We start from the raw sequence: 12,194 nt of genomic DNA, 5'->3' as shown, positions 1-12,194 counted from the left end.
GTGCCGGCGCGGCCGCGTCCGGCGATGTGCCCGTCGTCGACGAGGCGCTGGTAGGCCTCGGTGACCACGCCGCGTGAGACGCGCAGGTCGGCGGCCAGGACGCGGGTGGCGGGCAGGCGGCTCCCGACGGGCAGGCGGCCGTCGGCGATGGCGGTGCGGAGCCGTCCGGCGAGCCAGTCCGACAGGCCGCCGGGCGGGGCGTGGGCGGGGTCGAGCTGCAGGAAGTCCGACCCCCGCGTTATGGCCCGGTCGGGCTCCTCGGGATTGGACCTGTTCACCAGGCCATTGTGGGGCCACGGTGGCGTTCATGGAAACGGCGAGAACCTCGACGACGACCGGCCCGGTGCGCGGGTACGTGCACGGGTATTCGGGGCGGGAGGCGCGGCGCCTCGGCGACCAGGCCGACGCGCTGGCCGGGCTGCTGCACGACGGCACGTCCTACCCGGCCGGGAGCCGGGTGCTGGAGGTCGGGTGCGGCGTCGGGGCGCAGACGGTGCATCTGGTGTCCCGCTCCCCCGGCGCGCAGCTGACCGCCGTCGACCTGTCCCCCGCGTCGCTGGACCAGGCCCGTGCCAGGGTGGCGGCGTCGTCCCCGGCGGCGCGGGTGGAGTGGCGGGTCGGCGACCTGCACGACCTGCCGTTCCCCGACGGCGCGTTCGACCACCTGTTCGTGTGCTTCGTCCTGGAGCACCTGCCGGACCCGCGGGCCGCGCTGGCGGGGCTGCGGCGGGTGCTGCGGCCGGGCGGGACCGTCACCGTCATCGAGGGCGACCACGGGTCGGCGTTCTTCCACCCCGACAGCGCGCACGCCCGCGCCGTGATCGCGCACCAGGTCGCGTTGCAGGCGGCCGCGGGCGGGGACGCGCTGGTGGGGCGGCGGCTCGCGCCGCTGCTGGCGGCCGCCGGGTACGCCGGGATCGAGGTGGGCCCGCGGACGGTGTACGCCGACGGGTCGCGTCCGGCGCTGGCGCGGGCGTTCACCCGCGACACCTTCACCGCGATGGTCGAGGCGGTCCGCGACGAGGCGGTCGCCGCGGGGCTGGCCACGCCCGGCGACTGGGACCGCGGCATCGCCGACCTGCACCGCGCCGCCGGCCCTGACGGCACCTTCCACTACACCTTCTTCAAGGGCGTCGCGGTCAACCCGGCCGACTAGCCGAAGGGCGGGCTGGACGGCGGGGCGGGCGGCGGGGTTGCGGGGAGGTCGGGGGTGGGGGTGGTCAGGCGTCCGGGAGCAGTGGGCCTAGGGGGCCCAGATCGAGGTTGAGGTCGTGGTCGTCCAGGCCGAAGTGGTCCTTGAGGCGGGTCATCGCCTCGTCGAGCCGCATCAGCGCCAGCCCGAGCGCCTCGACCTGCTCGCCGGTCAGGTCGCCGCCGTCGGCGCGGCGCAGCGCCTGCCGCTCCATCAGCTGCCGGATCAGCTCCACCAGGGTCAGGACGAGCTTCACCAGGTCCCGCTCGACCGTCTCGGGGTCGGACCGCAGCCGCGCCATCGTCCGCGACGACCGCTCCCGCGCGCCCTCCCCGCAACCGGAACCGGAAGCGGGGGCGGGGGCGGGGGCGGCGGTGAACGGGTATGCGGCGGGGGCGTCGCGCACCTCTGCCTCGCCGGTCACCGGCTCCCGGGCGGAGCGGGCGGGAGGGTCGGGGCGGGTCACGGGTGTTCCTCCTGTCCTCGCCGGTGCCGCGGGCCGGTTTCGGGGAGCAGTTCGTCGCGGACGGTGGTGACCAGCGCCCGCAGGGACACCTGCACCAGGTCGACGCCCGCGATCGAGATCACCAGGTCGCCGGCGATGACGACGCCGCCGGACAGCAGCCGGTCCAGCAGGTCCACCAGCGCGATCCGTTCCGGCGGGGCGTCGCGGGCGTGGTCCAGGACGGTGCTCACACGTCCTCCGGGCCGCGCGGGGGCGTGGCGTCGGCGGTGTCGATGAACGAGTACGGCGGCCACGGCCCGGTCACCTCCACCTCGATGCCGGGCAGCCGTTCCGCGGCCGTGCGCGCCACCGTGAGGAAGCCCTCCACCTGCTCGTCGTCGAGGAGGTAGGCGGCGTTGAGGATCTGCGGGGCCGGGCGCCCCGACAGGCGCGGGTCCTGGGGCGGGTGGTGCCGGGACGCGGCGGCGTGGCCGGCGAGCGCGGCGTGGACGTCGCCGGCGCGTTCGGCGGCGAGGCGTCCGGCGTCCTCGCGGCGGCGGCGCTCGCGCTGGCGGCGCCGCAGATAGGCCGTCCCCACGCCGTCGCCGGTCCCCGTGCCGGGGGGTGGGCCGGTGAGGGGCTCGGCTCTCGGCGCGAGCCCCCCACCGGGGTCGGGGGCGCTCTCATCGCCGGCGTCGTCAGGGGCGTCGGCGGCGGGCGGCGGGCCGGGGGGCACGTAGGCCTTGACGCCCCATTCGGAGCGGCCCGCGATGCCGTCCAGCACCTCGCCGAACCGGTCGCCCTGCGCCGTGAGCACCTCGGCGACGCGGGCGTCGTCGCGGTAGATCGTCGCGATCCGCACCGGCGCGGTCGGCGCGGCGTGCGCGGCCCGGTCCACGACCTCGTGGTGGGCGCGGGCGGTCGCCTCGAGCCACGCCAGGTCCTCCAGGTTGGCGCGCAGCGCCGCCTCCCCGTACTCGGCGACCCGGACGGTGCTGACCAGCGCGGTCAGGCCGCCCGCGACGACGCCGCGGACGGGCGCGCCCGCGACCCCGGCGGCGCCGCGCAGCGCGGCCGGGTCCAGGTCGCGCGCCACCCCGTACAGGTAGACGGCGGTGTCGCCGGCGAGCGGTGCACCGGTCATGATCTCGGCTCCTTCCCGTCGGCCTCGGGCTCGGCGGCCGTGTCAGCCGTGTGGGTTGTGTGGGTGTCGGGGGCGGCGGCCTCCAGGGCGGCCAGGCGTTCGCGCAGCCGCCGGTTCTCCTCCGCCAGCTCCCCGTCGCGACCGCCGCCCCCACCGCCGCCCGCGCCGGTGTCCGCAGTTTCGGTGACCTCGCCGGCCGGACGGGCCCTGGACGACAGCGACGGGTCGTGCTCCCACCAGTCGATGCCCATCTCCTTCGCGCGGTCCACCGACGCCACCAGCAGCCGCAGCTTGATCGTCAGAAGCTCGATGTCCAGCAGGTTCACCCGCACGTCCCCGACGATCACGATGCCCTTGTCGAGGATGCGCTCCAGCAGGTCGGCCAGGTTGGCGGGCTGGCCGGACGGCTGCCGCTCGCCCGGCATCGTCCGCGCCGCCGACCGGGCCCCGGTCCAGGAGATCTCGCTCAACGCTCTTCAGCCCCTCTCCACCCGGCCGCGGGGGTAGCGGCGGGCGCGGCGGTAGGCGACCAGCTCGCCGTCCGCGTCGACCTCGGTGTCGTAGACGGCGAGGATGTCGGCGGAGTCGGGGATGCGGTGGGTCTCGACGACCTCCACCGTGACGCGCCAGCCGTCCTCGCCGGCGCGCTCGATCCCGACCACGCTCTCGGCGCTGCGGCCGGTCATCGCGGTGACGTGCTCGGCCGCCCGCTTCGCGGCCTCGGACGCGGACAACAATGCGGGCCTCCCTGGCTAGCCGCCCGCCTGCTCGCGGCGGGCGCGGCCCTCGTTCAGCCGGCGGATCAGGTCCTCCTCGCGGGCGGCGGCCTCCTCCTCGGTGATCTCGCCGGCGGCGGTCTCGTCGGCGATCTGCTGCATCTCCGCGGCGATCCGCGCCGGGTCGTACAGCTGCGCCTCGGCCTGCTCGGTGAGGACCTCCGCCAGCCACACCACGCCCCGCGCGGGCGCCAGCGGCAGCGTCAGCAGGCCGGTGAACAGGCCCATCGCGGTCAGACCTCCGGGACGAAGTCGTAGGGCGGAAGCGGCCCGATCAGCCGGACCCTGACCCGGCCGCCGTGGGCCCGGCCGAGGTCGTCGACGGCCTGCTCGAACTCGGCGCGGCGGTCGGCGCGGACGAGGAACGAGGCGTCCAGGACGTCCTCCTCGCGGACGGGCGGTTTGCTGGTGAACGCCTCGGCGGCGGGGGCGGCGCCGTCCAGCAGCACCTGCCCGTCGCGGTCGCGGCGGCTCTGCATGGCCTGCGCGATGAGCTCGCCGAGCCGGACGCGGTCGTAGTAGACGGCGTCGGCGATGTCGGGCGGCACCTCGCGCAGCCGCCGGGACAGCTCGGCGATCTCCGGCTCGGCGGCCATGATCTCGCGGAGCACGGTCTCCTGGACGTAGGTGGCCTTCAGGCGCAGCTCGATCTTGCCGTCGAGCTCGTCCAGGACCTGCCCGAGGCGTTCGGCGTTGGCGGCGAGGAGTTCCTTCTGCACGGCGGCGCGGTCGGCCATCGCCGCCCCGAACCGGAACGGCACGACGACGGTGCCGGCGTCCACCAGCGCGTTCAGCACCCGCTGGTGCGCGACCAGGTCGGCGCGCTCGCCGAGCGCGCGGCCGCCGGGCAGGGCGCTGACGACGGCGGCGCACACGCCGCCGTCCTCCACCAGCGACACCGGGCGGTCGTCCAGGCCGCTCACCTCGGGCGGCAGCGCCGCGCCGGACCGGGTCACGCCGTACACGTACTGCGGGTCCCCGGGGGCGGGGCCGGCGGGGGGTTGCGGGGTGTTCATTCCTCGTCCTCCTTCTTGCGGGACGAGCGGCGCCGCGCGGGCTGCTTCTCCTCATCGGACTCGCCGGAGTCGCCGGAGTCGCCGCCGAAGGTCTCCTTCAGCCGCTCCTGCGCGCCCTCCAGCGCGCCGCGGGTCTTCTTCTTGGCGCCCGACTCCTGCATTCCCTCCACGAACTGCGGCAGCCCCTGCGAGGTGCCGTCGTGGGAGATGTCGAGCCGGTTGCAGGCCTCGGCGAACCTCAGGTAGGTGTCGACGCTGGCGACCACGATCCGCACGTCCACGGTGAGGATCTCGATGCCCACCAGCGACACCCGCGCGTACAGGTCGATGACCAGTCCCTTCTCCAGGATCAGGTCAACGACGTCGGCCAGGCTGCTGCCCGACCCGCCGCGCTGGACGTAGCCGCTGCCGGAGGTCTGCTGGGCGATCGGCCCAGTCATGTCATCCGCTCCCTCGATCGGGGGTTTCGTCTCGGTTTGGCACGCCCCCCGATGTACCCGCACCGATCTCCCTAAACGGGACATCTGTTTTCGGTCAGCCACCGGTCAAGAGGCCCACGCCACCGGACGGACGAGCCGCGGACGGGAACGGTTGGAACCGTCCCGCCGGGTATGCCGGAGGCCATGCCCGACAACGCGCCCGCCCGCCCGCCGTCGCCGCGGCGCGCCGCCGAGCCCCTGGCCTGGTGGACGGTGCTGCTGGCCGGATACCTCGCGATGGCGTCCACCGTCACCCTCACCGAGATCACCGTCGGCGCCCTGACGGCCGCCGCCTGCGCCGCCGCCGCGGCCGCCGGCCGCCGCGCCCTGTTCCCCACCGCCCCCACCCCGACGCCGCCCGCGAAGCCGACACCGAGACGTCCGTACCGGAGGGCGGGCACGAGGAGCCCGAGACGCCCGTCACGCTGCGCTCCATCCCGTGGACGATGCTCGCCCCCGGCATCGTCCTGCTCGCCGCCGGGATCCTGATCGGGCTGCTGCCCGGCGGGCCCGTCGCCGCCGCGGCCGACGCGTTCGCGGACCGGGACGCCTACGCCGCGCTCGTCCTGGACGGCCGCCTGGACGGCCGCACCGCGCACTCCCCGCCCGCCGACCCGTGGACCCTGCCGGGCCTCGCCGGATTCGCCGCCACACTGCTGCTGGCCGCCGCGATCGCCGCGGCCTCCGTCCACCGCCCCGCCGGACGCGCCGTCTCCGCGGCCCGGCGTCGGCGCCCCGCGCGGCTTCTCGGACGCGCCGCCTGCGCCGCGGCCGCCCGCCTGCACGCCCTGCACTCGGGCCACATCGGCGACTACGCCGCCTGGCTCACCGCCGGCGTCGCCGTCCTGGCCCTGCTCACCACCCGCTTCTGACCGTCACCCGCGCGGCTTCCGGCCGTCACCCGCACCGCGCCCGGCCGTCTGACACGCCGTGTCCGGGCGTCTGCCGGGCCGCGTCCGGCCGCTCCGGCGGGACGCCGGTCAGACGCTCCACAGGCGCCGCTTGCGGTAGTGCGGCTCCCACATCACCCGGTTCAGCTCCCGCACCGGCGCGGGCAGCGCCGTCAGGAACCGGCTCCGCTGGATCGGCGCGATGCCGTCCACCACCCACGGCACGAACTGCGGCGTCCTGGTCTCGCAGGACCGCCCGGCCTCGGCGGCGAACGCCCGCCACTCCTCGTCGGCCAGCACCGACTCCGCCAGCGTGAGCGCGCCGGTCTCCTTGTGCCGCAGGAGCATCTCCAGGGCGGCGCGCAGGTCGGCCACCGCCGGGCGCAGGTCACCGCCGTCGTCCATCGCCGCGTCGACCCGGCCGATCAGCGGCTCGATCCCGGCGTGCTCGGCGCGGACCTCGGCCAGCGCCGCGAGCTCGGCCCGGCGGCCCGCGACCGCCCGCTCCACCCGCGGCCACAGCACCCGCTCCTCCAGGTCGTGATGCACGCGGAACAGGTCCTTGAAGTTCTCCCAGCCCGCGCGGACGTGCGAGGCGCGGCCCTTGCCCGCCGCCGCGGCCGCCGCGAGCCGGTCCACGTCCCGGCGGAACGCGTCGTGCGCGGCGTACAGGATGGTGTGGCAGGTCATCTCGCGCGGCTGAATCGCGATTGCTTCCATACCAGTAAGAGCCTCCACCGGCCCACGAATGTGACGCCCCGCCGGGCCGAGAGACCCAATTCACACCCTCTGGACAGCCGTCCCTTCCGGTCGGGCCCGTCCGGCGGTCACGCACGGGCGGCGACGGCGGCCTCGATGCCGTCCAGGACGAGGGCCAGACCACCCTCGAACGCGTCCCGCGCCGCCCGCTCCAGATACGGCACGTCCCCCGCCCCGTCAACCGCTGCGTCTGCCGTGCCGTGGTCGTTGTCGGGCTGCGCGGTGGGGGCGTCGGCGAGGGCGTCCTCGGCGTGGAGCCAGGCCACCAGCGGGAACCGTTCGGCGAACCGCGGCTCCAGGTCCCGCAGGACGCCGGCGCGGCCCGTCCACCACCGCTCCTCCGACAGCCCGGTGGCCCGCACCGCCCGCCGCGACTCGGCGAGCGTCAGCGCCGCGCCCCGCACCACGCTCGACAGCGCCGCCACCGCACGCCGCACCTGCGGCGCCGCCAGACCCGTCCCGAACAGCACGCCCAGCAGCGCCTCCAGCGCCCGGTACTCCCCCGGGCCCAGCACCGGACGCGCCTGCGACACCTGCAACATCCACGGATGCCGCAGGTAGAACGCCCAGGAGTCCTCCGCCCACGTCGTCAGCGCCGCCCGCCAGCCCGCCGCGCGGTCGTAGCCGCCGGGCAACTCCCCCAGCGCCCGGTCGTACATCAGGTCGACCAGCTCGCCCTTGCCGGGCACGTAGGTGTACAGGGCCATCGCGGTGCGGCCGAGCCGCTCGCCGACCGCGCGCATCGACAGCGCCGCCATGCCCTCGGCGTCCGCGACGGCGATCGCGGCGTCCACGATCACCGGCACGCTCAGCCCCGGCCGCGGCCCCGGCCGGCCCCCCGCCCCCGAACCCGCCCCCGGGCCCGGCCCTGGGCCCGCCTGGGTGCCGCGCCACAGCAGGTCCATCGAGCGGCGGGCGTCGCCCTGCCCGGCGAAGACGACCACCTTGCATCTCCTTATGGCATAAACTAACGTGTCCAGGCCGATCTCTTTACAGCCTAATCCATCAAGGAATACCGCATGTCCCTGCCCCCCGGCGGGCGCACGGCCGCCGACGCCCACGACGTCATCGAGGTCCGCGGCGCCCGGGCGAACAACCTCGCCGACATCAGCGTCGACGTCCCCAAGCGCCGCCTGACCGTCTTCACCGGGGTGTCCGGGTCGGGCAAGTCCTCGCTGGTGTTCGGGACGATCGCGGCCGAGTCGCGGCGCCTGATCAACGAGACCTACACCGCGTTCGTGCAGGGGTTCATGCCGAGCGTCGGCCGTCCCGACGTCGACGCGCTGCGCAACCTCAGCGCCGCGATCGTCGTCGACCAGGAGCGGATGGGCGCCAACGCCCGCTCCACGGTCGGCACCGCCACCGACGCCCACGCCATGCTGCGGATCGTCTTCAGCCGCCTCGGCGAGCCGCACGTCGGCACCTCCACCGCGTTCAGCTTCAACAGCGCCGAGGGCATGTGCCCCGGCTGCGAGGGCCTCGGCCGCGCGTCCAGCGTCGACGTCGACCGGCTCGTCGACCGGGACCTGTCGCTCAACGAGGGCGCGATCACCGTCCCGAACTTCGGCGTCGGCACCTGGTACTGGAAGGTCATCGCCCGGTCCGGGCTGTTCGACCCGGACGCCAGGCTCCGCGACTACACCCCCGCCCAGTGGGACGACCTGCTCCACAAGCCCGCCACCAAGATCGAGAGCAGCGGGATCAACACCAGCTACGAGGGCCTGCTGGTCAAGGTCAAGCGCCTCTACCTCGACCGCGACACCGAGACGCTGCAGCCCCACATCCGCGCGTTCGTCGACCGCGCCGTCACCTTCACCGCCTGCCCGGACTGCGGCGGCACCCGCCTCAACGCCGCCGCGCTGTCCAGCCGCGTCGGCGGCCTCACCATCGCCGACTGCGCCGCCATGCAGGTCAGCGACCTCGCCGGCGTCGTGCGCGGCATCGGCGACCCGTCCGTCGCGCCGCTGCTGGTCACCCTCCGGGAGACCCTGGACTCGATGGTCGAGATCGGCCTCGGCTACCTCAGCCTGGACCGCGAGTCCACCAGCCTGTCGGGCGGCGAGGCGCAGCGCGTCAAGATGGTCCGGCACCTGGGCTCCAGCCTGTCCGACGTCACCTACGTCTTCGACGAGCCCACCGCCGGGCTGCACCCCCACGACGTCGCCCGCATGAACGGGCTGCTGCTGCGGCTGCGCGACAAGGGCAACACCGTGCTGGTCGTCGAGCACAAGCCCGAGACCATCGCGATCGCCGACCACGTCGTCGACCTCGGTCCCGGCGCGGGCGCCGCCGGCGGGCGCGTCTGCTACACCGGCGACGTCGCCGGGCTGCGCGCCTCCGGCACCCTCACCGGACGCCACCTCGACCACCGCGCCCGGCTGCGCGAGAACGTCCGCGAACCTTCAGGGCACCTGGCCGTCAAAGGCGCGGACCTGCACAACCTCAAGGACGTCGACGTCGAGTTCCCCCTCGGCGTCCTCACCGTCGTCACCGGCGTCGCCGGATCCGGCAAGAGCTCCCTCGTGCACGGGTCGCTGCCCGGACGCGACGGCGTCGTCGTGGTCGACCAGTCCCCCATCCGCGGGTCCCGCCGCTCCAACCCCGCCACCTACACCGGCCTGCTGGACGCGATCCGCGCCGCGTTCGCCAAGGCCAACGGCGTCCGCGCCGCGCTGTTCTCCGCCAACTCCGAAGGCGCCTGCCCCGCCTGCAAGGGCATCGGGCTGGTCTACACCGACCTGGCCATGATGGCCGGCGTCGCCACCGTCTGCGAGAAGTGCCGCGGCCGCCGCTACACCGACGACGTCCTCACCCACACGCTGCGCGGCAAGGACATCAGCCAGGTCCTGGCCATGCGCGTCGACGAGGCCCGCGCGTTCTTCACCGCCGGGCGGGCCCGCGCCGTCCTGGACCGCCTCGCCGGCGTCGGCCTCGGCTACCTCGGCCTCGGACAGCCTCTCACCACCCTGTCCGGCGGCGAGCGGCAGCGCCTCAAACTCGCCGTCCAGATGGCCGGGAAGGCCGACGTCTACGTCCTGGACGAACCCACCACCGGGCTGCACCTCGCCGACGTCGACCAGCTCCTGGCACTGCTCGACCGGCTCGTCGACGGCGGCGCCACCGTCATCGTCATCGAGCACCACCAGGCCGTCATGGCGCACGCTGACTGGATCATCGACCTCGGCCCCGGCGCCGGAGCCGACGGCGGCGAGATCGTCTTCACCGGCACGCCGGCGGAACTCCTCTCCCGCGCCGGCACCCTCACCGCCCGGCACCTGCGCGCCTACACCGAGGCCGGGTGACCCCCCGCCGCCCACCCGCCATAGCGGGCGGTGGGCGGGGCGGTCAGTCCGGGACCAGCCATTCGCCGTCGCGCATGACGTCGCGTCCGGGCAGCTCGTTGACCTCCCGCCACGCCTGGATCCGCGACGGCCGCACCCGGAAGTACAGGTAATGCTCCGGCAGCGCGCGCGGCTCGAAGTCGGTGTGGGCGGCGAACGCGTCGGCCGTCCCGTCCGGCAGGTCCGCGGCCTCCAGCGCCTCCACCGCGCCGTCGATCATGATGACGTCGCGGGAGTGCCCGACCGCGACGCGCGCCGTCCCCGACGCCCGCAGGTTCCGCCCCGTCACGCTCGCCGACGGCGTCGCGACCAGCAGCGACGACCCGTCCCACCGGTACGACAGCGGCACCAGGTGGGGGACGCCGGCGCGCGGGTCGGCCGTGGCGACCCAGGCGTCCACGTCGCGGCCGAGCCGGTCCAGGACGTCCCGCTTGCGCTGCTCGGGAGTGCGGGCGGGCGGGAGCATCACGGCCTCCTCCAGATCGGGACACGTCAACGGTAGGACCCCGCCCGCGGCCCGCGCCCGCCGGGAGCCCCCGGGCGGCGGACGCCTCAGCGCCCCGACGACGCCAGCGTCTCCACATAGTGCGGGTTGGACATCACGCCCAGGACGTTGCCGAACGGGTCGACGACCGACGCGGTCACGAACCCGGTCCCCTCGCCCCGCTCGGTGATCTTCTCGTGCTCGGTCGCGCCCAGCGCCAGCAGCCGCGCCACCGCCGCCTCCAGGTCGTCGACGTGCCAGTACATGATCGCGCCGCCCGGGCCCGCGGCGGCCGCGCCGCCGGGACGGAACCGCGCGTCGACCAGGCCCAGCTCGTCCTCGTAGTCCCCGACCCTGAACTCGTAGTACGCCACCCCGCCGGCCGGGCCCGGGACGCTGAAGTACGGCTGCACGCCCAGCAGCTCGGCGTACCAGTCCTTGGCGGCCTCCATGTCGTCGGCCCAGTAGTTGATCGTGGCGAATCCTCGCAGCATGACGTGCCTCCTCACCCGGGCCGGGATCCGGTTCCCGGCCCGACGTCTCCGACGCTATCCCCCCAATAGGTCAGTGAATGTCCTATAAGGGCGGCAGGATGGGAGACATGCGTGACCCGTCCGGACGGCTGCTGCGGCTGCTGTCCCTCCTGCAGACCCCCCGCGAATGGTCGGGCGCCGAGCTCGCCGGCCGGCTCGGCGTCACCGCCCGCACCATCCGCCGCGACGTCGACCGGCTCCGCGAGCTCGGCTACCCCGTCCACGCCACGCACGGCAGCGCCGGCGGCTACCGCCTCACCGCCGGCGCCGCGATGCCGCCCCTGCTGCTGGACGACGACGAGGCCATCGCCATCGCGATCGGCCTGCGCACCGCCGCCGCCGGAGCCGTCACCGGCATCGAGGACACCTCGCTGCGCGCCCTGGCCAAGCTGGAGCAGGTCCTCCCCCACCGGCTGCGGCACCGCGTCGCCGCGCTCACCGAGGCCGCGGTGTCCCTCCCGCCGCAGGACGGCGCCCCGCCCGCCGCCGACCCCGGCGTCCTGGCCCTGCTCGCCGCCGCGTGCGTCACCCGCGAGAAGGTCCGCTTCGCCTACACCTCCGCGGACGGCCGCGAGACGCGCCGGCACGCGCAGCCGCACCGCCTGGTCGCCGCGGGCCGCCGCTGGTATCTCATCGCCTACGACGAGGACCGCGCCGGCTGGCGCACCTTCCGCGCCGACCGCATCACAGGGCCGTCGAGCGGAGCCCGGCCTTCGGATGGTGGTGGGTGGGGGCTGGAGGACGGTCCGCACCCCACCGGCGTCCGCGGCCCCGAACGCGAACTGCCCGGCGGCGCCGACGCCGTCACCTGGGCGATGGACGCCCTCGCCGGCGGCTCCGGGACGATCCGCGCCCGGCTGCTGCTGCACGTCCCCGCCGACCAGGCCGCCGAGCGCGTCACCGCCTGGCAGGGCGTCCTGGAACCGGTCGACGCCCGCTCCTGCGTCCTGCACACCCGCTCGGACTCGCTGCGGTTCCTGGCCTACCGCGTCACCCTGCTCACCGTCGACTACACCCTGCTCGACCCGCCCGAACTCGCCCCCCACCTGGCCGCCATCGCCGACCGCGCCACCCGCGCCATCCAGCCCTCCCCCCGGCCCTGACACCACGCCCTGGCCCGGAACGGCATGACCCG

At 75.3% G+C, this 12,194-nt stretch carries 18 protein-coding genes; 5 read left to right on the top strand and 13 right to left on the bottom strand.

The features are described 5' to 3' along the window. The coding region (locus ACH34T_RS12080; protein WP_395992125.1) for a GntR family transcriptional regulator at window positions 1-278 on the bottom strand (278 nt) is incomplete at its 3' end. A 29-nt stretch (window positions 279-307) separates the two neighbouring features. Between ACH34T_RS12080 and ACH34T_RS12075 the strand changes: the two genes are divergently transcribed. Then, window positions 308-1,156 carry a methyltransferase domain-containing protein gene (locus ACH34T_RS12075; RefSeq protein ID WP_395992124.1) on the top strand — a complete coding sequence of 283 codons (849 nt, stop codon included), beginning with the start codon at window positions 308-310 and terminating at the stop codon, window positions 1,154-1,156. A gap of 64 nt (window positions 1,157-1,220) precedes the next feature. On the opposite strand, the gene ACH34T_RS12070 is transcribed toward ACH34T_RS12075, so the two are convergent. The 8 genes from ACH34T_RS12070 to gvpJ are packed head-to-tail and all read right to left on the bottom strand — an operon-like array spanning window position 1,221 to window position 5,013. Next, a complete protein-coding gene (locus ACH34T_RS12070; RefSeq protein WP_395992123.1) occupies window positions 1,221-1,658 on the bottom strand; it encodes a gas vesicle protein K in 438 nt (145 codons plus the stop codon). Then, window positions 1,655-1,888, bottom strand: coding sequence for a gas vesicle protein (locus ACH34T_RS12065; RefSeq protein ID WP_395992122.1), 234 nt, complete (start codon window positions 1,886-1,888; stop codon window positions 1,655-1,657). The genes ACH34T_RS12070 and ACH34T_RS12065 overlap by 4 nt, the downstream gene beginning before the upstream one ends. Further along, window positions 1,885-2,781, bottom strand: a complete 897-nt coding sequence (locus ACH34T_RS12060; RefSeq protein ID WP_395992121.1) for a GvpL/GvpF family gas vesicle protein — start codon at window positions 2,779-2,781, stop codon at window positions 1,885-1,887. The genes ACH34T_RS12065 and ACH34T_RS12060 overlap by 4 nt, the downstream gene beginning before the upstream one ends. Continuing rightward, window positions 2,778-3,206 carry a gas vesicle protein gene (locus tag ACH34T_RS12055; protein WP_395992142.1) on the bottom strand — a complete coding sequence of 143 codons (429 nt, stop codon included), beginning with the start codon at window positions 3,204-3,206 and terminating at the stop codon, window positions 2,778-2,780. Before ACH34T_RS12055 ends, ACH34T_RS12060 begins: the two co-directional genes overlap by 4 nt. 51 nt (window positions 3,207-3,257) lie before the next feature. Then, window positions 3,258-3,515, bottom strand: a complete 258-nt coding sequence (gene gvpO / locus ACH34T_RS12050; RefSeq protein ID WP_395992120.1) for a gas vesicle protein GvpO — start codon at window positions 3,513-3,515, stop codon at window positions 3,258-3,260. A gap of 18 nt (window positions 3,516-3,533) precedes the next feature. Next, a complete protein-coding gene (locus ACH34T_RS12045; protein WP_395992119.1) occupies window positions 3,534-3,785 on the bottom strand; it encodes a gas vesicle protein GvpG in 252 nt (83 codons plus the stop codon). 5 nt (window positions 3,786-3,790) lie between these two features. Further along, complete coding sequence (locus ACH34T_RS12040) at window positions 3,791-4,573, bottom strand: GvpL/GvpF family gas vesicle protein (RefSeq protein ID WP_395992118.1); 783 nt, start codon at window positions 4,571-4,573, stop codon at window positions 3,791-3,793. Beyond that, window positions 4,570-5,013 (bottom strand): gas vesicle protein GvpJ, encoded by a 444-nt coding sequence (gene gvpJ, locus ACH34T_RS12035; RefSeq protein ID WP_395992117.1) that lies wholly within the window; start codon window positions 5,011-5,013, stop codon window positions 4,570-4,572. Before gvpJ ends, ACH34T_RS12040 begins: the two co-directional genes overlap by 4 nt. A 183-nt stretch (window positions 5,014-5,196) precedes the next feature. Between gvpJ and ACH34T_RS12030 the strand changes: the two genes are divergently transcribed. Then, window positions 5,197-5,541 carry a hypothetical protein gene (locus tag ACH34T_RS12030; protein WP_395992116.1) on the top strand — a complete coding sequence of 115 codons (345 nt, stop codon included), beginning with the start codon at window positions 5,197-5,199 and terminating at the stop codon, window positions 5,539-5,541. Further along, window positions 5,499-5,924, top strand: a complete 426-nt coding sequence (locus tag ACH34T_RS12025) for a hypothetical protein (protein WP_395992115.1) — start codon at window positions 5,499-5,501, stop codon at window positions 5,922-5,924. The genes ACH34T_RS12030 and ACH34T_RS12025 overlap by 43 nt, the downstream gene beginning before the upstream one ends. Before the next feature lie 108 nt (window positions 5,925-6,032). On the opposite strand, the gene ACH34T_RS12020 is transcribed toward ACH34T_RS12025, so the two are convergent. Beyond that, entirely contained in the window at window positions 6,033-6,662 is a 630-nt protein-coding gene (locus tag ACH34T_RS12020; protein ID WP_395992114.1) for a hemerythrin domain-containing protein, read from the bottom strand. 107 nt (window positions 6,663-6,769) lie between these two features. Continuing rightward, complete coding sequence (locus tag ACH34T_RS12015; RefSeq protein WP_395992113.1) at window positions 6,770-7,645, bottom strand: TetR/AcrR family transcriptional regulator C-terminal domain-containing protein; 876 nt, start codon at window positions 7,643-7,645, stop codon at window positions 6,770-6,772. A 75-nt stretch (window positions 7,646-7,720) separates the two neighbouring features. Between ACH34T_RS12015 and ACH34T_RS12010 the strand changes: the two genes are divergently transcribed. Then, complete coding sequence (locus ACH34T_RS12010; RefSeq protein ID WP_395992112.1) at window positions 7,721-10,003, top strand: ATP-binding cassette domain-containing protein; 2,283 nt, start codon at window positions 7,721-7,723, stop codon at window positions 10,001-10,003. Between the two features lie 43 nt (window positions 10,004-10,046). On the opposite strand, the gene ACH34T_RS12005 is transcribed toward ACH34T_RS12010, so the two are convergent. Both ACH34T_RS12005 and ACH34T_RS12000 read right to left on the bottom strand, forming a co-directional pair. After that, the gene (locus ACH34T_RS12005; protein WP_395992111.1) at window positions 10,047-10,538 is read right to left on the bottom strand and encodes a pyridoxamine 5'-phosphate oxidase family protein; all 492 of its coding nucleotides are present in this window, start codon (window positions 10,536-10,538) and stop codon (window positions 10,047-10,049) included. 56 nt (window positions 10,539-10,594) lie between these two features. Further along, window positions 10,595-11,020, bottom strand: a complete 426-nt coding sequence (locus ACH34T_RS12000; protein ID WP_395992110.1) for a VOC family protein — start codon at window positions 11,018-11,020, stop codon at window positions 10,595-10,597. Between the two features lie 107 nt (window positions 11,021-11,127). Between ACH34T_RS12000 and ACH34T_RS11995 the strand changes: the two genes are divergently transcribed. Continuing rightward, window positions 11,128-12,162 carry a helix-turn-helix transcriptional regulator gene (locus ACH34T_RS11995; RefSeq protein ID WP_395992109.1) on the top strand — a complete coding sequence of 345 codons (1,035 nt, stop codon included), beginning with the start codon at window positions 11,128-11,130 and terminating at the stop codon, window positions 12,160-12,162. Window positions 12,163-12,194 lie beyond the last annotated feature (32 nt).

It is taken from the genome of Actinomadura sp. 9N215, from assembly GCF_044326345.1.
GTDB lineage: Bacteria > Actinomycetota > Actinomycetes > Streptosporangiales > Streptosporangiaceae > Spirillospora.
This window is presented reverse-complemented; position numbering and strand designations above follow the sequence as displayed.

Coding starts and splice junctions, on each gene's coding strand:
- ACH34T_RS12075 (WP_395992124.1), top strand. CDS start 308: ATGGAAACGGCGAGAACCTCGACGACGACCGGCCCGGTGCGCGGGTAC.
- ACH34T_RS12060 (WP_395992121.1), bottom strand. CDS start 2,781: ATGACCGGTGCACCGCTCGCCGGCGACACCGCCGTCTACCTGTACGGG.
- ACH34T_RS12055 (WP_395992142.1), bottom strand. CDS start 3,206: ATGCCGGGCGAGCGGCAGCCGTCCGGCCAGCCCGCCAACCTGGCCGAC.
- ACH34T_RS12045 (WP_395992119.1), bottom strand. CDS start 3,785: ATGGGCCTGTTCACCGGCCTGCTGACGCTGCCGCTGGCGCCCGCGCGG.
- ACH34T_RS12040 (WP_395992118.1), bottom strand. CDS start 4,573: ATGAACACCCCGCAACCCCCCGCCGGCCCCGCCCCCGGGGACCCGCAG.
- gvpJ (WP_395992117.1), bottom strand. CDS start 5,013: ATGACTGGGCCGATCGCCCAGCAGACCTCCGGCAGCGGCTACGTCCAG.
- ACH34T_RS12030 (WP_395992116.1), top strand. CDS start 5,197: ATGCCCGACAACGCGCCCGCCCGCCCGCCGTCGCCGCGGCGCGCCGCC.
- ACH34T_RS12025 (WP_395992115.1), top strand. CDS start 5,499: ATGCTCGCCCCCGGCATCGTCCTGCTCGCCGCCGGGATCCTGATCGGG.
- ACH34T_RS12020 (WP_395992114.1), bottom strand. CDS start 6,662: ATGGAAGCAATCGCGATTCAGCCGCGCGAGATGACCTGCCACACCATC.
- ACH34T_RS12010 (WP_395992112.1), top strand. CDS start 7,721: ATGTCCCTGCCCCCCGGCGGGCGCACGGCCGCCGACGCCCACGACGTC.
- ACH34T_RS12000 (WP_395992110.1), bottom strand. CDS start 11,020: ATGCTGCGAGGATTCGCCACGATCAACTACTGGGCCGACGACATGGAG.
- ACH34T_RS11995 (WP_395992109.1), top strand. CDS start 11,128: ATGCGTGACCCGTCCGGACGGCTGCTGCGGCTGCTGTCCCTCCTGCAG.